We start from the raw sequence: 21,336 nt of genomic DNA, 5'->3' as shown, positions 1-21,336 counted from the left end.
ATTTAAGCAGAGTTTTACTCTACACGTTTTAAACCATATATGTTTTCTATTTTTATAAATTTACCAACGGTAGAAATTAAACCTTCCTTTTTAAACTGAGAAAGTACACGTATTGCAGATTCTGTTGCTGTACCAACAATACTTGCATAATCTTCGCGAGATAATAATACACTTAAAGTACCATCTGGGTTTTCACCAAAATTATCATGAATATAAATTAAAGTTTCTGCCAAACGTTGTTTTACAGATTTTTGCGCCATATTAACAATAATATCGTCGGCTTCTTTTAAATCGTGAGCCATATCTTGTAACACATCAAAAGAAAATTTAGGATTTTTTTTAAGATCGGCAATAATTTCATTTTTAGGAATAAAGCAAACTTCCATATCATTTAAAGCAACCGCTTGTAAGTTTGAGCTCTCATTACTAATTAGCGAGCGCTGACCCAACAATTGCCCTTTTACAACCATTTTTACAATTTGGTCTTTTCCGTTTTCACTTAACTTAGAGAGTTTACAAATACCATCTTTTACACAATACACACCATTTAAGGTTTCGCCCTCTTCAAAAATAACTTCACCTTTTTTTATAACTTTTGATGTTTTACATGCCGATATACGAACCAATTCACTTTTAGTTAAAGATTTTAACGAATTAAATTGTTTAATAATACATTGTTCGCACTTACTCATAATTTTAACGTGGTTATTTTAAATTAGCAACACTTTTAGTATTTAATGCAACACTAGAAATGGAATATCTGTATAATATTTAATTTCTGGTATGGTAGGATGGAATAATATTTTTTGAAAATAGTTTAAGTTTTTAGCTAACATGGTTATTAAATTAACATGCTTATTTTCTACAAAACGCTGAACTTGGTTTTCAATTTGGGTATTTGTTAAAAAATGAAAACTATGCTCATTATACCCCAAATAGTCATCTAAAAAAGCTTTGTTTTCTTGTTGTTCTTCATTTAAAACCGCTTTCGAATTTTTAATGTGTAATACTCTAACTGATGCTTTATTTTCTGCAACTATGTTTGCAATATTGCTTAATGTATTTGGCGTGTATAACGTTAAAAAATCTGTAGGAAATGCTATTTCTTTTAGCTCGGAATATTTTGCGTTTTCTGGCACTACAAGTGTCGAACATGGCACTTTTGTAATAACATTGCCCGTATTGCTACCTAAAGGTATTTGTTTAATATCTGATGCGCCTTTGGTTCCCATTACAATAAAATCTATTTGTTTTTCTTCTACTTGATCTCTAATAGATTTTATTAGGTAATTGTTATCTAAAATTGTAAAAAATCTATGCCTATTACTTTTAGGCAAATCGGTTTTTATTTTATTTAGAGTTTTGTTTAATTTTATTGACGCATTTTTATCGATTAGGGCAACTCTATTTTTATTTGGAGTATTTACATGTAACAAGTAAAACCTACAAGACGATTTAGCAAAAAATTTTACAGCATACGCTATAGCATTCCATGCATTATCAGAGAAATCTGTAGGTATTAAAATATTTTTCATATTTATAGTAAGTGACTAAACCACAAATTTATAAGTATGATATGTACTGAAATATGACCAAAATCATATTTAAGGTATATTTTAAAAAGCCTATTCTATGTTTTGAAGCTGCTCGATATCTAGAATTTTAATATTTCGGCCTTCAATTTCTATAATCCCTAAGTCTTTAAAACGAGATAATGTACGTATTAAACTTTCGGTTGCTATACCAGCAACACTAGCCAAATCGTTTCTTGAAATTCTAATAAATTGCTCTGGTTTTCTATTTAATTTTTCAGCGAATTTTAAAATAGTAGTTGCTGTGCGTTTTCTAACCGAACTATAAGCCATTTGGAGTAATTGGTCTTTTACCCCAACCAAATCTTCATTTAATAATTGTATAAGTTCTAGGGTTACGTTATGGTTACTATTTAGCACACTTTTAAGTTCATTTTTAGAAATACCTAATAAAGTGGTATCTTGAATGGCTGTGGCGGTTTCTTTGTAAGTTGTATTTTGTGTAAACGATGTGTAACCAAATAAATCGTCTTCTTTATGCAATGCTGTTGTTAAATCTTTTCCTTGTTCGTCTAGTTTATGGCATTTTACTAAACCTTTTTCAATTAAATAAATGGTATTGGAGTGGTCTCCTTCTACATAAATATCTGCACCTTTATTAAACGTAATAGTTTCGCCATTATCATCAAAAAAATTTTTAAGATCGTTTAAGGTTCTAATATCGTCTTCTGCCTCGATATGGTCTTCTGCTTTTTCTCTAATATCTTTTAAAATAGCAGCTTTGGCTAATCTACTTTCTATAGCGCTTATTAACTCATTTTCATCAAACGGTTTGGTAATATAATCGTCGGCTCCTAAATCCATTCCTTTTCTAACATCTTTACGTTCTGTTTTTGCAGATAGAAAAATAAATGGGATATACCTTGTGTTTTCATGTTTAGCTAAGCCCTCTAAAACGCCATAACCATCTAGTTCGGGCATCATGATGTCGCATACAATAATATCTGGAATAGTGTTTAACGCAGTTTCTAAACCTGCTTTACCGTTAGGAGCTGTTGTTACATTATAATTGGATAGTTCTAATAATTCGGCTGTGTTTTCTCTTAAAATAGTATCGTCTTCAATTAATAATATTCTTTTCATTATTCAGCTTTATTTTTTAATGTAATTATAAATGTACTTCCTTTATTTTCTTCACTAGAAAAACTTATGGTTCCACCTAAATTTTCCAAATGGCTTTTAACAATGTTTAGTCCTATACCTGTGCCTTGAGTTAACAAGGCATTTTCTGCTCTAAAATAACGGTTAAATATTTGTTTTTGATCGGATTTAGGAATCCCTATTCCATTATCAGATATTACAAAGGTAGTGTCGTTATTATTTTGTGTGATTTTAATATTTATAATTGTGTTTTCTGGCGAATATTTAATAGCGTTATGTACTAAATTAGAAAGGGCTAATTCAACAATTTTTTCATCTTGATAAAGTGAAAACTCGTCAATATTCTCAGGGTAATTTATTTTTTGACCTTCCTTTAAAAGCATATTCGCGTTATAAATAACCTCATCTATAACCTTGCTTAATTTAAAGCTGCTGTATTTATAATTTATCTTTCCTGTTTCTAATTTTTCAATAGATAAAAAATCGTTTAAAATATTGTTTAAATAATGAACTTTATCGGTAATGGTTTTTATATGTTTATTTCTTCTTTCTTGTTGCTCGGCTAATTTGTACTTTCCTAACAACATAGCCGAAGTTAATATACCACTTAAAGGTGTTTTAAATTCGTGCGACACCAAAGATAAAAACTTAGTTTTTAGCTCATTAAGTTCTTTTTCTTTTTTAAGAGCATTACTAATTTTATTTTGAGCTTCAATTCTTTTTTTAATCTCAATATCGCGCTCATTGTTAACAATCTGTAACTCTTTTACAATTGTACTTAACTCTTGGGTGCGCGATTTTACTTTTTTTTCTAGCTCGTTATTAAGTTCCTGTAGCTCTGCCTCTTGTTTTTTTCGAATAGAAATATCTATAACCAAAGCCATTATAAAGGTTTCTCCGTTAATTTCTAACGGGTTTAACCCTGCTTCTACAGGAAAAGCATGTCCGTTTTTATGAGCTCCATATAAATCTCTACCGCGCCCCATTGGTCGGCTTTCTCTATGTTTCATAAAGCCATCAAAATGGGCACCGTGATTACCGTGGTATTGTTGTGGTATTAAAACATGAAGGTGTGCATGAAGCAATTCTTGTTTTGTATAACCAAACATTTGCTCTGCAGATTTATTTGTTGATACAATTTTCTGGTTTTTATCTACAACAATAACGCCTTCTGATACGGCCTCAAAAAGCACATTAAACACATCTTTATCGTTCTGAAACATCTTTTTTTATTATGAATATCTTAAATTTAAACTCAAGTATATTTTTCTCTGTAAGATGTAAAAATATACAAAACATGACTAATATCATATTTAATACTGGGTTCATTTTAGACTTTTGCAACAGGTATAAATGAGCAAATATTATGGAACATAAAACATGTTTCCATTGTGGATTAGATTCTACAATTTCTGAAATAAAATATGATAACAAATCGTTTTGTTGCAACGGTTGCAAAACGGTATACGACATATTTTCTGCAAACAATTTAACGTGTTATTACGATTTACAACACGCTCCAGGTGCAACGCCTAAAGAGGTTGAAGGTAAATATAACTTTCTAGACAACATTAAAATTGTTGAAAGTTTATTAGATTTTAATGATAAAAACACACAAATAGTAACACTTTATATTCCTCATATTCATTGCAGCTCTTGTATTTGGATACTTGAAAATTTAAACAAACTACATGCTTCTATAAATGCTTCAATAGTAAATTTTGGAAAAAAAACAGTACGCATAAATTACCAATCTGAAAACATTTCTTTAAAAAACCTTGTAATACTATTAAACAGTATTGGCTACGAACCTTTTATTAGTTTGGACGATTATTCGGTTGGTAAAAAAAATGTTGACCGCAGCCTAATTTACAAATTAGGTGTAGCAGGTTTTGCCTTTGGCAACATCATGTTTTTATCTTTTCCAGAATACTTTCAGTCTACCGAGTTTTGGTTAGAACAATATAAACATGTATTTAGGTGGCTTATGTTTGCTTTCTCGTTGCCTGTTGTTTTTTACTGTTCGCAAGATTATTTTTCTTCTGCCTATAAAGGTTTAAAAACAAAACTTTTAAATATCGATGTTCCTATAGCCTTGGGTGTTTCGGTGTTATTTTTAAGAAGTACCGCAGAAATTGTGCTTGATATAGGTACTGGCTTTTTTGATAGTTTGGCTGGTTTAGTTTTCTTTTTATTACTTGGTAAATTTTTTCAGCAAAAAACCTATAACTTTTTGTCTTTTGAGCGTGATTACAAATCTTACTTCCCAATTGGAATAACCAAAATTGAAGCTCATAACAAAGAATCATCCATCCAAGTATATGATATTAAAAAAGGAGATCGTCTTTTAATTAGAAATGAAGAACTTATTCCTGTTGATTGTATTTTAATTAAAGGTGAAGCACGTATTGATTATAGCTTTGTTACTGGCGAATCTGAAACGGTTTCTAAACAATCTGGCGACAAACTTTTTGCTGGCGGAAAACAATTAAATGGCAGTATTGAAGTTGATGTTTTAAAAACTGTAAAACAGAGTTATTTAACTCAGCTTTGGAGTAACGATGTATTTAATAAAAATAAAGAAGACAGCTTTACAAACTTAACAAATGCCATAAGTAAAAAATTTACTTTTATTATTTTAAGCATTGCTTTAATTACAACTGGATATTGGTTATTTGTAGATTCTGCTAAGGCTTTAAACGTTTTTACTGCAGTTTTAATTATTGCCTGCCCATGCGCCATTGCTTTAGCCGCGCCTTTTACATTTGGCAATATGCTTCGCATTTTTGGAAAACAAAGGTTTTATGCCAAAAATGCCTCGGTAATTGAGCAATTAGCTACCATTAACACCATTATTTTCGATAAAACTGGCACTATTACAGCCAATAAAGAAACCGCTATTACTTATAATGGTTACAAATTTACTAATGATGAAGAGGCTTTATTAACAAGCACCTTACGTAACTCTAACCATCCATTAAGCCGGTCTTTATACACACTTTTAGCCAAAAACAATATTGTAACTTTAGATGCTTACAAAGAGCATATTGGTAAAGGTATTACTGCTAAACACAACCAAAATTCTATAAAAATTGGATCTGCGGCTTTTGTTGGCTTAACTACCGAAACACCAACATTAAATACGGCTGTTCATGTAAGTACCAATAATACTTACAAAGGTAAATTTACTTTTTATAACAAGTATAGAAAAGGACTTTCTAAACTTTTTAATAAGCTAAAAAAAGATTATGATTTGGTTATTCTCTCTGGCGATAATCCTGGCGAAAAAGAGAACTTAACCAAACTATTACCAGCTAAAACCAAACTATTTTTCAACCAAAAACCTGAAGATAAATTAGAGTACATAAAGCACCACCAAAACTCTGGCGCAAAGGTTTTAATGGTTGGCGATGGCTTAAACGATGCTGGTGCCTTGGCACAAAGTAATGTTGGCATAGCCATTTCAGAAAATGTAAATGTGTTTTCGCCTGCTTGCGATGCCATTTTAGATGCTACAAAATTTAATAAGCTTAATAGTTTTATTAAAGCTTCTAAATGGGCCATTAAAATTATAAAATGGAGCTTCTTACTGTCTTTTATTTACAACAGTATTGGGCTTTATTTTGCAGTTACTGGGCAATTAGCTCCTGTAATCGCAGCCATTTTAATGCCTCTAAGCTCTATTAGTATTGTAATATTTACTACAATTTGCACAAATGTTTTAGGACAAAAATTAAAGTGATAACAAAACTGAATTTTGCAGATAACGACGTTAAAAATGGCTTAAAAAACCCAACATTAAACTACCAAAACTTGTAACAAAACATTTATGTTAATAAACACCTTAATATAAAATAGAGTTAAATAAAAGCTCGCCACTTATAATACCACTCAAACAAAAACTAACAAAATAATGAAACATGATAAATATCATATTTTAAAAATAAGCTTAAAGGTACTTTTGAACCATAACTTCAAGTAGGTATGAGTGTTATATATATTTTATTAACTATAAGCATTATAGTAGCCATTGGCTTTTTTGTAGCTTTTATAATGGCGGTAAAAAGCGGACAATTTGATGATGGCTATACGCCATCTGTACGCATATTATTTGATGACGAATTAATTAAAGAGAAACCAGAAAAAACGATACTAACCAAAGAAGAATAACAAATTAGAACTATGAAAATGCAACAGTTTCATTACGATAATAAAATCGTTACTAAATTTATTTACGCCACTATAGTTTTTGGTGTTGTAGGTATGGCAGTAGGTTTGCTACTAGCTTTTTTATTTTTATTCCCAAACTTAACCGATGGCATTTCGTGGCTTAGTTTTGGTCGATTAAGGCCATTACATACCAATGCTGTAATATTTGCTTTTGTGGGTAATGCCATGTTTGCTGGTATTTATTATTCGCTACAACGCTTATTAAAAACCCGAATGGCTAGCGACTTGTTAAGCAATATTAACTTTTGGGGTTGGCAACTTATTATTGTTGCCGCAGCTATTTCGCTACCTCTTGGCTATTCCACATCGAAAGAATATGCCGAATTAGAATGGCCTATCGATATTGCCATAGCTCTTATTTGGGTTGTTTTTGGGGTAAATATGATTTGGACCATATTAAAACGCAGACAACGCCACTTATATGTAGCCATTTGGTTTTACATTGCCACGTTTGTTACGGTTGCTGTACTTCATATTTTTAATAGTTTAGAATTACCTGTTAGCGGTATGAAAAGTTACTCGGTTTACGCTGGCGTTCAAGACGCTTTAGTGCAATGGTGGTATGGCCACAATGCAGTAGCTTTCTTTTTAACCACGCCATTTTTAGGCTTAATGTATTATTTTGTACCTAAAGCTGCCAATAGGCCTGTTTACTCTTATAGATTATCTATTGTGCATTTCTGGTCGTTAATATTTATTTACATCTGGGCAGGACCACACCACTTATTATACACAGCCTTACCAGAATGGGCTCAAAATTTAGGTGTTGCTTTTTCTGTTATGTTATTAATGCCTTCTTGGGGCGGAATGATAAACGGGCTTTTAACATTAAGAGGCGCTTGGGATAAAGTACGTACAGACCCTGTTTTAAAATTTATGGTTGTTGCTATTACTGGCTACGGAATGGCTACGTTTGAAGGCCCAATGCTATCGCTTAAAAACGTAAATGCCATTGCTCACTTTACCGATTGGATTATTGCACACGTACACGTTGGCGCTTTAGCCTGGAATGGGTTTATGGCTTTTGGTATTATTTACTACTTAATACCACGATTATACAAAACAAAACTATACTCTTTAGGTTTAGCTAATCTTCACTTTTGGCTAGGCACTTTAGGTATTATTATATATGCTTTACCTATGTATGTTGCTGGGTTTACCCAAGCCAGCATGTGGAAACAATTTAATCCTGATGGCACATTAGTTTATGGTAACTTTTTAGAAACCGTTACAGAAATCATGCCTATGTATTGGATGCGTGCCATTGGCGGATCGCTTTACATTCTTGGAATGTTTATACTCGTTTACAACATTATTATTACTGTTAAAAACGGTAGTAAAGTTCAAGATGAATTAGCCGAAGCTCCAGCACTAGAACGTGTAACAAAAAAACGTACTGCAAACGAAGGTTGGCATACTTGGCTAGAAAGACGCCCAATACAACTAACCATATTAGCTACTGTAGCTATTTTAATAGGCGGTATTATTCAAATTGTACCAACTATTATGGTAAAATCTAACATTCCAACTATTGCAAGTGTGCAACCTTATACACCACTTGAGCTAGAAGGACGCGATATATACATACGCGAAGGCTGTGTGGGTTGCCACTCGCAAATGATTCGTCCGTTTAGAAGTGAAGTAGAACGTTATGGAGAATACTCTAAAGCTGGAGAGTTTGTTTACGATCATCCGTTCCTTTGGGGAAGCAAACGAACCGGACCCGATTTACATAGAATTGGCGAAAAATATTCAGATAATTGGCACTTTAACCACATGTACGATCCGCAAAGCACCTCGTCGGGCTCCATCATGCCACGATACCCTTGGTTAATTACAGGTAAAAGCAGCAAGTTAGATAAATCGATGACCGAAGCTAAAATGGAGGCCATGATAACCTTAGGCGTTCCATATACCGAAAACGATATAGCCAACGCTCAACAAAGTATGCTAGATCAAGGTGCTAAAATTGAGGAAAACCTACATGCCGACCCAGATTTTGCTAAAACCTATAAAGCCGATAAACAATATGCTATTGATAATGGCGAAGAATTTATAGAAATGAAAAATAGAGAAATTGTTGCCCTTATTGCCTATTTACAAAGACTAGGCACAGATATACATGTTAAACCAGAGCAACAACTAAACTAACTAATTACTATACCGTTATTGATTAGCAAAACACTAACCAATAATAACTTTAAAAACAACAACCATGCTAAAATTTGTAAAAAACCATATGGAGAGCATTACAGGAATAGAAATATATCCTATGATATCTCTACTTATATTCTTTACCTTTTTTGTATTTCTATTTTGGTGGGTTATTACTGCAAAAAAAGAGTACATAAAAAACGTAAGCAACATACCATTAGACAACCAAAACGACAATATATCATGCGAAATTTAATACCATCCTGGGTTCGTGTTCCTGTAGCTTTCTTTATTATTTTTGGTGCTGTAGAATTCTTTATAGATTCTGGAGAAAAACCAGCTTTTATTGAATATCCTACCGTATTACTTTTTTTACTTCTTGTATTATTAATACTTATTGCTATTGAAGCTATAGTTGGTGCACTAGAAAATGTAATGCTTCAAAAATTAGATAAAGAAGCAAAAGCACGCTTTATAGCCGAGAAAGAAAAATCGGTAAAACTAACATGGATAAAAGAAACCTATAAAAAACTTTTGGGTTCTAAACCTATTGAGCAAGAAGGCGAAATTATTCTAGACCACAGTTACGATGGTATTAAAGAGCTAGATAATAACTTACCACCGTGGTGGGTATATTCTTTTTATATTTCAATAATATTTGCTGCCATTTATCTATTAAAATATCATGTTTTTGATGGAGCCAATCAAATTGATGAGTTAGAAACAGAACTTGCCGAGGCTAGAATAGCTTTAGAAGAATACAAGAAAACCGCTAAAGATTTAGTAGATTTTAATACAGTAACGCTATTAACAGATACTGCCGATTTAAGTGCAGGTAAAACTATTTTTGAAACCAATTGTGTAGCCTGCCATATGGCCGATGGCGGCGGCGGTATTGGCCCTAATTTAACCGATAAGCATTGGATATTAGGCGGTGGCGTTAAAAATGTATTTAAAACCATATCTGAAGGTGGGCGCTCTGGAAAAGGGATGATTGCTTGGAAAGCACAACTTAAACCTTCTGAAATGGCTCAAGTTGCCAGTTATGTATTGAGTTTTCAAGGTACAACACCAGCTAAACCGAAACCTGCAGAAGGTGACATTTGGGTTAGTGAAACTGAAGATACTCCTACTGCAAACTAATTGTAAAACTGATTAATAGCACTTTATCAACTAAACTATTTTTCATGACCTGCGAGGTTTTTAAAACCTTGTAGGTCTATAAAAAACTAATAACAAATACCTACAAGGTTCCAGAAACCTTGTAGAAAACAAAAGCAAAATGGAAACTCCAGAAAACGAAACATTTCGAGACTCGATTAGTACTGTTACTAAAGATGGTAAACGTGCATGGGTGTTTCCTAAAAAACCTAACGGCAAATTCTATGAATACCGAAAGTATGTAAGTTATTTTTTATTAGCCTTTTTATTACTATCGCCTTTTATTAAAATAAACGGTAATCAGTTTTTAATGTTTAATGTAATAGAACGCCGCTTTAATATTTTTGGGTTTCCGTTTTGGCCACAAGATTTTCATTTATTTGTAATTTCTATGCTAATTGGCGTTATTTTTATCGCGCTTTTTACGGTTTCGTTTGGTAGAATATTTTGCGGATGGATTTGCCCACAAACCATTTTTATGGAAATGGTTTTTAGGCGTATTGAGTATTGGATAGAAGGCGACAGAAACAAACAACGCAAACTAGCAAAACAAAACTGGAATGCCGAAAAAATTAGAAAAAAAGGACTTAAATTCACCATATTTCTTATTATCTCGTTTATTATTGCCAATGTTTTTTTAGCGTATTTAATTGGTAGCGATAAATTAATAGATTACATATTACAAGGGCCTACCAAAAACATGAGTACTTTAATTTCGTTACTCATATTCACAGCTGTTTTTTACTTTGTTTTTGCTTGGTTTAGAGAACAAGTTTGTATAATAGCTTGCCCTTACGGCAGGTTACAAGGTGTATTATTAGATACAAAATCTATAGTGGTGGCTTACGACCATAAACGTGGTGAGGCAGAAAATGGTAGAAAAAAATTTAGAAAAAACGAAAATCGAGATGCTTTAGGCCATGGCGACTGTATAGACTGTATGCAATGTGTACACGTTTGCCCAACTGGTATAGATATAAGAAATGGCACACAGTTAGAATGTGTAAACTGTACGGCGTGTATTGATGAGTGCGACCATATTATGGAAAGCATTAATTTACCTAAAGGCTTAATACGGTATGCTAGCGAAGAAAATATAGAAAAAAAAGCACCTTTTAAATTAACCCCTAGAATTAAAGGTTACATTGCTGTACTTTCAATTTTAACAGGGCTACTTATTGGCATGCTATTTTTACGAAACGATGTTGAGGCTAACGTTTTACGATTACCAGGGCAACTATACGAACATAAAGAAAACAACATTATTAGCAATGTATTTACATATAAATTGGTAAATAAAACAACTACAGATATTGAAAACGTAAGTTTTAAATTAATGTCCCATAAAGGAACTTTAAAACTCGTATCGACAAGCGATAATTTTATTGTACCAAGCCAAGGTATTGCAGAAGGCACCTTATTTATTGAAATTAATAATGCAGCTTTATCTGGCGATAGAAATAAAATTAAAATTGGTGTTTATAAAGATAATAAGTTAATTGAAACCACTACGGCTAATTTTTTAGGCCCTCGTAGTTACAAATAAAAACAGAAGCTAAAAAGAGTAAAAATAGCTTTGGCAAATTAGTGCATTAGGGATTGAAGCGGCATCCTTTTGCTTTTTCGCAAAAGATATAGCAAAAAGCCCGACCCGCAGGGTAATGCCATAAAAAAAATTAAAAATAAAACATTAGGAGTTATGAAATTTAATTGGGGAACTGGGATAGTAATGGCATTTATTGGGTTTATTTCGTTTATCATGTATTTTATTATAACGATGAATGTAAATAACAAATACGATCATGATTTGGTTAGCGATAATTATTATGCTGATGAATTACAATACCAAAATGATATTAATAAGCTAAAAAACACTAAAACTTTAATTGAAAATATTAGCTATAAAAAAACAACTAACGGGTTACTAATTAAATTCCCTGAAACACTTGATTACAAAAACATTAAGGGAAAATTGTTCCTATACAGACCATCTAACAAACAACTAGACTTTGAGACTGCTATCTCGTTGTCTAACTCAAATTTGCTCATACCTGACAATCGTTTGGTAGATGGTCGTTGGAACATAAAAATAGATTGGCAATATAACGGAAAATCTTATTTATTTAAAGAATCTATAAATTATTAACATGCTTTTTTCGGCGTTTATATTAGGCTTATTGGGTAGTTTTCATTGCATAGGCATGTGTGGGCCTATTGCTTTTATGCTGCCTGTAGACCGTACAAATGCTGTTAAAAAAACATATCAAATTACAATTTATCATATAGGCAGACTTTTTGCTTACAGTCTAATAGGGTTAGTGTTTGGACTTATTGGCAAGGGTTTGTCTATTTTTGGTTTTCAACAACAGCTATCTATAATTATTGGGGTTTTAATGATTTTGATAGTTATTACTCCTCAAAAAACATTTAACAAATACAACTTTTCTAAACCTGTTTATAAAATTATCTATAAAGTAAAATTGGCTTTAGGTACTGCGTTTAAAAGGAAAACCATGGATACTTTTTTAACTATTGGCTTTTTAAATGGTTTTTTACCTTGTGGCTTAGTTTATATGGCTTTGTTTGCTGCTATGGCTGGCGGAAATGCCACAAACGGTGTTCTGTATATGGTTGTTTTTGGTTTAGGCACAATACCGTTAATGACTACTGCCATTTATTTTAGCCACGTATTAAAGGGTAAAGCAAGGCAACACATTCAAAACATTATTCCTGTTTTTGTTATTATTATAGGAGCTTTATTTATTATTCGAGGTTTAGGCTTAGGTATACCCTACCTCTCTCCTGCTCCAGTTTACAATCTGGTTTCTAACGGATTAGATTGTCATTAAAATCATTAATTACCTTTTATAAATTCTAAACTATAATATTTATTGATTATTTGTATTGACAAAATCAATAGCTTTATATTCATTATTAATAGTAATACTATTATTTTTGCAAATAAACTTATTAGTAATGGATAAATTGTTTTCTAATATAAAAATTACTGTACCAGAAAAAATATATTTAAAAGATCCTGAATCATCAAGTCTAGGAAAAAAAATAATAGAACACAGTATCGTTTTAATTGATGAAATTGGGTTTGAATCTTTCACTTTTAAAAAATTAGGAAGTACAATTGGTTCTAACGAGAGTTCTATTTATAGGTATTTTGAAAGTAAACATAAACTCTTGCTTTACTTATCTTCTTGGTATTGGGCTTGGATTGAGTACCAGTTAGTTTTTGAAACTCACAATTTACAACCTGAAGCTAAAATTGAAAAAGCCATAGAAATTGTAACAAGAACAGTAAAGGAAGACTCTAATTACTCACATATCAATGAGGTAATTTTAAATAAAATTATAATAAATGAAAACTCTAAATCTTTTCTTACTAAAGAGGTAGATCAAGAAAACAAAGATGGTTATTTTATTATATACAAACGTATTGTTTACCGCTTACGAGATATTATTAAGATAATAAATCCAAGCTACAAATACTCATCTAGCTTAGCAAGTACTATATTAGAAGCTAGTTTGCATCAACATTATTTAAAAGACCATTTTATATCCATTACAGATTGTAATAATAATATTACCCCAACCGACTTTATAAAAAACGTAGTACTTAACACGCTTAAAGTATAACAATGAAAAACATACAAAAAACGCCTTGGCAGCGCTTACTAGGGTTACTCCAATTAGAAAAAAGAGACATTCTTCAAATTTTTTATTATGCCATATTTGCTGGTTTAGTAGCACTTTCGTTACCACTTGGTATTCAAGCCATTATTAATTTAATACAAGGTGCACAAATATCTACCTCGTGGGTTATTTTAGTTATAATTGTAACCATTGGTGTTGCTTTTTCTGGCGCATTACACCTTATGCAATTACGCATTATTGAAACTATACAACAACGTATTTTTACAAGAGCTTCATTTGAATTTTCGTATCGTTTTCCAAAAATTAAAATGTCGGAACTACATAACTTTTACCCTCCAGAGTTAGCAAATAGATTTTTCGATACACTAACCATTCAAAAAAGTTTATCAAAAATATTAATTGATGTACCTGCGGCCATTTTACAAATATTATTTGCTCTTATTTTGCTATCATTTTATCATCCGTTTTTTATCATATTCGGGCTTTTACTTTTAGGGCTAATTTTTATTGTTTTTAAATTCACAGCTCGTAAAGGACTAATAACAAGCTTAAACGAATCTAAAAAAAAATACCAAGTAGTGCATTGGATTCAAGAAATAGCACGCTCTTTAATTAGTTTTAAACTATCTGGAAGTACAAGTTTAGGCATTAATAAAAATGATGATCTAGTAAATAATTATTTAAAAGCAAGAGAAAGTCATTTTAAAGTTTTAATGCTACAATACATACAAATGATAAGTTTTAAAGTTATTGTAACCGCTAGTTTATTATTAATAGGAGGCGCTTTAGTTTTAAATCAAGAAATGAATATTGGGCAGTTTGTTGCTGCAGAAATTATTATATTATTAGTAATTGCATCGGTTGAAAAATTAATTCTAGGTTTAGAAGCTTTTTATGATACGTTAACATCTTTAGAAAAAATTGGACAAATAGTAGATAAAGATTTAGAAAGTCAAACAGGAGAAACCCCACATTTTAATAAAGGTTTAGAAATTGAATTAGAACATGTTGCTTTCGAAATTAACAATAGAGACAAACACATTTTAAAAGATATTTCGTTAAGAATAGATTCGCAAAGCAGAATTTTAATTAAAGGCGAAAGTGGCTCTGGAAAATCGACATTATTACGATTAATTGCGGGTGTTATAGAACCTACAGGTGGACATATTTACGTTAACAACATGTCTATTAGTAGTTTGCACTTAAATTTTTATCGTTCTCAATTAGGCTTATCCTTATCTGATGAAAGCCCTTTTGAAGCATCAATTAGAGAGAATTTAACATTTTCGAACCCTAATATTTCTGATGAAGAAATTTATAAAATACTAGACATCGTAGGACTTAAATCCTATTTAAGAGAACAACCCGAGGGATTAAATACAATACTATACCCTGGAGGCAAACAAATGTCGTATTCTTTATCTAAAAAAATAGTTTTAGCACGTGCCATTTTAAAAAAACCTAAAGTCCTTATACTTGAAGACGCTCTTGATAGATTTAACAGACAAGAAACAAAAGCTATCGTAGATTATTTATCACATAAAGATAGACCTTGGGCACTTATTGTAGTAAGTTTTAGTTCTGTATGGATGGATAGATGTAACGAAATAATTACACTAAAAAAGGGAAAAGTTAAATCTAAAACCGTTTAAGCTATGCTAAATATATCAAACAATCAACTAAACAAAAATGTAGATTTAGCAACGTATAAATCTGGTAAAAAAATCATGAATATCAAGTATTACAAATACTTTAATAGATTTTTACTTATTGCTGCCATAATACTTGTAATTGTACTTTTCTTACCATGGACACAAAATATAACTGCGCAAGGTATAGTAACCACTTTAAAACCTAACCAACGCCCGCAACATATACAATCGCAAATACCTGGACGTATTGAAGCTTGGTATGTTCAAGAAGGCGATAAAGTTAAGCTAGGCGATACTATTTTAAGAATATCTGAAATAAAAAGTGATTATTTTGATGATAGGTTGGTTGAGCGTACCAACAACCAAATTAAGTCTAAAACACAATCGGTAGCGGCTTATCAAGAAAAAGTAAAAGCATTAAAGAGGCAAATTTCTGCTTTAAAAAATGAGCAGCAATTAAAGCTAGAACAAAGCAAAAACAAACTATTACAATCTAAATTAAAAGTAAAAAGTGATAGTATAGACCTAGCAGCTTCAAAAACCAATTTAAAAATAGCAGAAACTCAATTTAACCGAATAGAAACATTGCAAAAAGAAGGTTTAAAAGCTGTTAAAGATGTTGAAGAAAAACGGCTTAAGCTACAGGAATCTCAAGCTAAATATATATCGCAAGAAAACAAATTTTTAGCAAGTAAAAACGAGGTTATTAATGCTCGTTTAGAATTGTCTAGAACCAATGCCTCGTATGCCGATAAAATTTCTAAGGCCGAAAGCGATATGTATACGGCACAATCTAGTGGTTTTGATACCGAAGCTCAAGTTTTAAAACTAGAAAATGCATCAACAAATTATAAACGACGTAACAATTTATTATATATAACTGCCCCACAAGACGGTTATATAAATAAGGTTTTAAAAGGAGGTATTGGAGTTACTTTTAAAGAAGGCGAAGAGTTGGTTGGAATAATGCCTGCTCACATAGATCTTGCTGTAGAAACCTATGTAAGACCTATAGATTTACCATTATTACATATAGGAGAAAAAGTACGTGTACAATTTGATGGCTGGCCTGCTATTGTTTTTAGTGGTTGGCCAAACGCTTCTTACGGAACTTACGGAGCAAAAGTAATGGCTATTGAACGCTTTATAAGTGATAACGGAAAATACAGAGTTCTTTTAGCTCCAGACGAAACAGATTACAAATGGCCAGAAGCTATTCGTGTAGGATCTGGCGCAAAAACTATTGCATTGCTAGAAGACGTTGCAATTTGGTTTGAGTTATGGCGTCAAATAAACAGTTTTCCGCCAAATTATTATCAGCCTAAAAGCGCTAAAAACAACCAAAAAAAAGAATAAAATGAAAACCCCAATATTATATATCCTAATCGTTTTTAGCAGCTTACTATCAGCTCAGGATTCGACCTCAGTCATAACACTTTCTGAGTATTTAGGCTATGTAAAATCTTTTCACCCTATAGTAAAACAAGCCCATTTAGTAATTAACGAAAGTGAAGCAAAACTAATGAAAGCGCGTGGTGCTTTTGATCCTAAATTGGAAATTGATTACGATAGAAAAAAATTTAAAAACACAGAATATTACAACAAACTAAATGCCTCGTTTAAAATACCAACTTGGTTTGGTATAGAATTAAAAGGAAACTTTGAAGAAAACACAGGCAATTACTTAAATCCAGAATCTTCTGTTCCCACAGATGGATTATATAGCGCTGGCATTTCTATACCTGTAGCTAGAGGCTTATTAACTAATAAACGCATGGCTATATTAAAACAGTCTCGTTTATATATAAAACAAGCTCAATCAGACAGAAAACTATTAATTAACAACATTCTATATCAAGCTACTGTTAGTTATTTTAATTGGTTAAAATCTTATAATGAAAAACGTGTTTACGAGGCATTTTTAGCCAATGTAGAAATACGCTTTAACGGTATTAAAAAAAGTTTCGAGACTGGAGATAAACCAGCTATCGATACTCTAGAAGCAAGAATAGCTTTAAATAATAGAAAACTAAATTTAGAAAAATCTCGAGTAAAATTTATAAAATCATCTTTAGAATTATCAAATTACCTGTGGTTGAATAATAATACACCAATTGAAATTAAAGAAGGAATTATTCCAGACATTAATACAATTAAAACCATAAACTCAACTTTAAACACATCCGATTTAGATATTGAGAGTTTTAAAATAGAAAGCCACCCAAAATTACAATCGCTAAACTATAAATTTAAAAGCTTGACTATTGAAAAACGTTTAAAGCAAAATAATTTATTACCACAAATAGATTTACAATATAACTTTTTATCGCAAACACCAGAGGTGGCCAGATCGTTTAGTACATCTGCTTATAAAAGTGGCTTAAATGTAAGTTTTCCGCTATTTTTACGAAAGCAGCGTGGCGATTTAAAACTAGCTAAAATAAAGCTACAAGACACAGAATTTGATATTAAAAACACACGAATACGTCTTAAAAACAAAATAAATGCGATTCATCAAGAATTAGACTCTTACACTTTACAAAATTTGTATACTAAAACTATTGTAAATGATTATTCTAAATTACTAAAAGCCGAAGAACGTAAATTCTTTTTGGGTGAAAGCTCTCTCTTTTTAGTAAACTCTAGAGAATCTAAATTAATTGATGCCAAGCTTAAAGCTATTGATATTGAAAATAGCTTTTTTAAAACAAAAGCTAATTTATTTAATGTTTTAGCTCTTTCTGAAATTACGTTTAACTAAATTTTAAATTTAGAATACAAAAAAAAGCATCATCATCTAAATCTTAAAGGTCATAACAGGTAATGTAGAATGGTTTGCAACATCTTCGCCAATACTACCTTCAAAAAAATGCGCTAATCCTTTTCTGCCATGAGTAGGCACAACAATTAAATCGGCTCCTATTTTATTAGCACAATTTAAAAGTCCTTCCTCAACCGTATAATCAGATACGTAATGCACATCCTTCATTTTATCCAGTTTTTTTTCGGCTTTTGTAAAAAAGTTAACCACTTTCTTTTCTATTTCTAAAGAGCTTTTAAACCTATCGTTAGGCAAATTAACATGTACCAAATACATTTTAGTATTAGCCTTATTAAACATTTTTACTGCATTTAAGTATGGTTTAATGGTATCTTCTGCAAAATCGCAAGCAAAGGCAACAACATTAAAATTAATATCGTTAACATTATTTTTTACTACTAATACAGGAATGTTTGCATTACGTACAACACGCTCTGTATTAGAACCTATAAAAAACTCTTTAAATCCGCTTGTACCATGCGAACCCATTACAATTAAATCGGCATCATGCTTAAAAGCAACATCATTAACTTCGCTAAATACTTTAAAATGTTTAATTATAGGGGTTACTTTTACATTTTTCAGGTAATCTTTCTTTAAAAAATCTTCAAATCGTTGTTGTGCTAATTGAAGAAAATAAGCTGTTTTTTGGTTTTGTAACCCGTTTGAAGCAGACAGCATAATATCAGACATTTCTAACATATGCAATGCTAATAATTCGGCATTATATTGTTTTGCCATTTTAGCTGCTGTTTTTAAAGCATATTCAGAATGCTCAGAAAAATCGATAGGTATAATAATTTTTTTCATAATTAAATTTTTAAACAGTCATAGAAAACAACTGTGTGTTAGGTTTTTTTCTTTGCAATAACACATCAAAAGCCATACATATATTTCTAATAAATGGCTGTCCTTTTTTTGTTACTTCAATGGAGTTAGAATAGATTTGGAGCAACTTATCTTTTTCCATTTCTTTTAAGCGTATTAAAACATCTGGTAAATCGTTAAAATAAAGGCTATTTTTTGTCCAAGTTGTTTTAAATTGACACATTAAATTAAGTATATGCTTACGTATTACAAGATCTTCTTCATTTAAAATATGCCCCCTATAAACCGGTATAATATCATCTTTTAACAGGTTATAATAACTTTCTATGCCTTTTACATTTTGGGCAAAACCATACCAACTATCACTAATTGATGATACTCCTAAACCAATCATAGATTGAGTTTTAGAAGCCGTATACCCCATAAAATTGCGATGTAATTTTCCATTTCCCATAGATTTATAAAGCGCATCTGTGGTTAATGCAAAATGATCCATTCCTATTTCTTTATAGCCCACTTTGGCTAATAATGCTTTACCCAATTCGTATTGGTTTCGTTTTAATGCTGCTGTAGGTAAATCATCATCATTAAACCCTCGTTGCCCGTTTCCTTTAATCCATGGTACATGAGCATAACTATAAAATGCTAATCTGTCTGGCAATAATGCCTTTGTTTTTAAAATAGTATCTTCTACATGCTTTAAGGTTTGAAATGGTAAACCAAAAATAATATCGTGGCCAACAGATGTATACCCAATTTCTCTAGCCAATTTGGTAGCACGTTCTACATTTTCAAATGGTTGAATTCTATGTATTGCTTTTTGTACAGTTTCATTATAATCTTGCACACCGTAGCTTACACGCCTAAAACCAACATCAAACAAAGCTTGTAAATGTTCTCGTGTTGTATTATTTGGGTGCCCCTCGAAACTAAATTCGTAATTATCTGCTAATTCAGAGCTTCTTAATATTTCGAGTATTAAATGCTTTAAGTTTTCTGGACTAAAAAAAGTTGGTGTACCTCCACCTAAATGCAACTCCTTTATAATTGGTTTTTCATTAAACAACTCTAAATACAATTGCCACTCTTTTAAAACGGCTTTTATATAAGGAGACTCTACGCTATGTTGTTTTGTTATGCGCTTATTACATCCGCAAAACGTACATAAACTTTCGCAAAATGGTAAATGAATGTAAAGGCTTATCCCCTCGTTAGCATTACTTTCCTTAAAAGATTGTATTAAAGAAGTTTTCCAGTTTTTTAAAGAAAAGGTCTCGTTATTCCAATACGGAACTGTTGGGTAACTGGTATAACGCGGACCAGCAATATTATACTTATTTACTAATGATTTTAACATACCTGATAATTATAAGTCAAAATTATACCAATAGTTTATTTTAAAATATGACATATATCATATCCATGCTTGTAGTTTTATTAATATTCATTACCTTTCAAGAGTATTTTAAACCCAAAAAAACACTTCAAAAAACGATAATCGAAATGAAAAAAATTAGCTTTTTAGTATTAGCATTAACCTTAATTGTTGCTTGCAAAAACAATAAAAAAGACACTAAAGCTACAGAAGAAAAAGTAGTTACAACAAAAAAATTTGTAGTTAAACCCGAAGCAACATCTATTACATGGACTGCCTATAAAACAACAGAAAAGAAAGGGGTTGGAGGCATATTTAAATTAATAAAATTTGATGCTAAGTCTGGTTCTACAGCTCAAGAAGCCTTAAACAATTTAAAATTCTCTATCCCAATAAGTAGTTTATTTACTAATGATGCTACTAACACAAGAGATGCCAAAATTAAAGAATCGTTTTTTGGTTCTATGCTAGATACAGAATTTATTAAAGGTACTATTAAAGTTACTAACAACAACTATATAGCAACTTTAACAATGAATGGGGTTACTAACAACTTACCTTTAGATGTTAAAATTACAGAAGAAAGACGTGTTACATTAAATGGTGTTATGAATTTAAAAGACTGGGATGCCCTTAACGCCCTAGAAGCTTTAAACAAAGTATGTTTTGATTTGCACAAAGGTCCAGATGGTGTTAGTAAAACTTGGGAGGATGTTGCTATAGAAGTAAGTACTTATTTAAGAAAAAACTAAAATC

The 21,336-nt window shown here is 31.4% G+C and carries 19 protein-coding genes; 13 read left to right on the top strand and 6 right to left on the bottom strand.

Annotated elements, in window-relative coordinates; translation table 11 throughout:
* Positions 1–14 precede the first annotated feature (14 nt).
* The 4 genes from ACNG5D_RS04160 to ACNG5D_RS04145 all read right to left on the bottom strand — a co-directional run bounded on the left by ACNG5D_RS04160 (position 15) and on the right by ACNG5D_RS04145 (position 3,916).
* Positions 15–692, bottom strand: coding sequence for a Crp/Fnr family transcriptional regulator (locus ACNG5D_RS04160; protein WP_418182229.1), 678 nt, complete (start codon positions 690–692; stop codon positions 15–17).
* A 42-nt stretch (positions 693–734) separates the two neighbouring features.
* Complete coding sequence (locus ACNG5D_RS04155; protein WP_418182228.1) at positions 735–1,535, bottom strand: universal stress protein; 801 nt, start codon at positions 1,533–1,535, stop codon at positions 735–737.
* A 90-nt stretch (positions 1,536–1,625) separates the two neighbouring features.
* Positions 1,626–2,675, bottom strand: a complete 1,050-nt coding sequence (locus ACNG5D_RS04150; protein ID WP_418182227.1) for a response regulator — start codon at positions 2,673–2,675, stop codon at positions 1,626–1,628.
* Positions 2,675–3,916, bottom strand: coding sequence for an ATP-binding protein (locus ACNG5D_RS04145; protein WP_418182226.1), 1,242 nt, complete (start codon positions 3,914–3,916; stop codon positions 2,675–2,677). Before ACNG5D_RS04145 ends, ACNG5D_RS04150 begins: the two co-directional genes overlap by 1 nt.
* A 143-nt stretch (positions 3,917–4,059) precedes the next feature.
* On the opposite strand from ACNG5D_RS04145, the gene ACNG5D_RS04140 reads away from it, so the two are divergent.
* The 12 genes from ACNG5D_RS04140 to ACNG5D_RS04085 all read left to right on the top strand — a co-directional run bounded on the left by ACNG5D_RS04140 (position 4,060) and on the right by ACNG5D_RS04085 (position 18,317).
* Positions 4,060–6,435, top strand: a complete 2,376-nt coding sequence (locus tag ACNG5D_RS04140) for a heavy metal translocating P-type ATPase (protein ID WP_418182225.1) — start codon at positions 4,060–4,062, stop codon at positions 6,433–6,435.
* A gap of 242 nt (positions 6,436–6,677) precedes the next feature.
* The gene (gene ccoS / locus ACNG5D_RS04135; RefSeq protein ID WP_418182224.1) at positions 6,678–6,863 is read left to right on the top strand and encodes a cbb3-type cytochrome oxidase assembly protein CcoS; all 186 of its coding nucleotides are present in this window, start codon (positions 6,678–6,680) and stop codon (positions 6,861–6,863) included.
* Positions 6,864–6,875: 12 nt separating this feature from the next.
* The gene (gene ccoN, locus ACNG5D_RS04130) at positions 6,876–9,074 is read left to right on the top strand and encodes a cytochrome-c oxidase, cbb3-type subunit I (protein ID WP_418182223.1); all 2,199 of its coding nucleotides are present in this window, start codon (positions 6,876–6,878) and stop codon (positions 9,072–9,074) included.
* A gap of 64 nt (positions 9,075–9,138) precedes the next feature.
* Positions 9,139–9,333, top strand: coding sequence for a CcoQ/FixQ family Cbb3-type cytochrome c oxidase assembly chaperone (locus ACNG5D_RS04125; protein WP_418182222.1), 195 nt, complete (start codon positions 9,139–9,141; stop codon positions 9,331–9,333).
* Entirely contained in the window at positions 9,321–10,220 is a 900-nt protein-coding gene (locus tag ACNG5D_RS04120; protein ID WP_418182221.1) for a cbb3-type cytochrome c oxidase N-terminal domain-containing protein, read from the top strand. The genes ACNG5D_RS04125 and ACNG5D_RS04120 overlap by 13 nt, the downstream gene beginning before the upstream one ends.
* Before the next feature lie 139 nt (positions 10,221–10,359).
* Positions 10,360–11,784 (top strand): cytochrome c oxidase accessory protein CcoG, encoded by a 1,425-nt coding sequence (gene ccoG, locus ACNG5D_RS04115; protein WP_418182220.1) that lies wholly within the window; start codon positions 10,360–10,362, stop codon positions 11,782–11,784.
* A 153-nt stretch (positions 11,785–11,937) separates the two neighbouring features.
* On the top strand, positions 11,938–12,384 hold the full coding sequence (locus tag ACNG5D_RS04110) for a FixH family protein (RefSeq protein WP_418182219.1): 447 nt from the start codon (positions 11,938–11,940) through the stop codon (positions 12,382–12,384).
* 1 nt (position 12,385) lies between these two features.
* Positions 12,386–13,087, top strand: a complete 702-nt coding sequence (locus ACNG5D_RS04105) for a sulfite exporter TauE/SafE family protein (protein ID WP_418182218.1) — start codon at positions 12,386–12,388, stop codon at positions 13,085–13,087.
* A gap of 127 nt (positions 13,088–13,214) precedes the next feature.
* Positions 13,215–13,886: a TetR/AcrR family transcriptional regulator gene (locus tag ACNG5D_RS04100; protein ID WP_418182217.1), complete on the top strand. Its 672-nt coding sequence runs from the start codon at positions 13,215–13,217 to the stop codon at positions 13,884–13,886.
* 2 nt (positions 13,887–13,888) lie between these two features.
* Positions 13,889–15,556 (top strand): peptidase domain-containing ABC transporter, encoded by a 1,668-nt coding sequence (locus ACNG5D_RS04095; RefSeq protein WP_418182216.1) that lies wholly within the window; start codon positions 13,889–13,891, stop codon positions 15,554–15,556.
* A gap of 3 nt (positions 15,557–15,559) precedes the next feature.
* Positions 15,560–16,912: an HlyD family secretion protein gene (locus ACNG5D_RS04090; RefSeq protein WP_418182215.1), complete on the top strand. Its 1,353-nt coding sequence runs from the start codon at positions 15,560–15,562 to the stop codon at positions 16,910–16,912.
* A 1-nt stretch (position 16,913) separates the two neighbouring features.
* The gene (locus tag ACNG5D_RS04085) at positions 16,914–18,317 is read left to right on the top strand and encodes a TolC family protein (RefSeq protein ID WP_418182214.1); all 1,404 of its coding nucleotides are present in this window, start codon (positions 16,914–16,916) and stop codon (positions 18,315–18,317) included.
* A 36-nt stretch (positions 18,318–18,353) separates the two neighbouring features.
* On the opposite strand, the gene ACNG5D_RS04080 is transcribed toward ACNG5D_RS04085, so the two are convergent.
* The gene (locus tag ACNG5D_RS04080; protein WP_418182213.1) at positions 18,354–19,187 is read right to left on the bottom strand and encodes a universal stress protein; all 834 of its coding nucleotides are present in this window, start codon (positions 19,185–19,187) and stop codon (positions 18,354–18,356) included.
* A gap of 10 nt (positions 19,188–19,197) precedes the next feature.
* A complete protein-coding gene (gene hemN / locus ACNG5D_RS04075) occupies positions 19,198–20,562 on the bottom strand; it encodes an oxygen-independent coproporphyrinogen III oxidase (RefSeq protein ID WP_418182212.1) in 1,365 nt (454 codons plus the stop codon).
* Positions 20,563–20,708: 146 nt separating this feature from the next.
* On the opposite strand from hemN, the gene ACNG5D_RS04070 reads away from it, so the two are divergent.
* Positions 20,709–21,332 (top strand): YceI family protein, encoded by a 624-nt coding sequence (locus tag ACNG5D_RS04070; RefSeq protein WP_418182211.1) that lies wholly within the window; start codon positions 20,709–20,711, stop codon positions 21,330–21,332.
* Positions 21,333–21,336: the final 4 nt, after the last annotated feature.

The organism is Algibacter ulvanivorans (assembly GCF_048381495.1).
In the GTDB taxonomy this organism is placed as follows: domain Bacteria; phylum Bacteroidota; class Bacteroidia; order Flavobacteriales; family Flavobacteriaceae; genus Algibacter_B; species Algibacter_B ulvanivorans.
The sequence above is the reverse complement of the archived record's forward strand: the minus strand, read 5'-3'. Positions and strand labels throughout refer to the sequence as shown.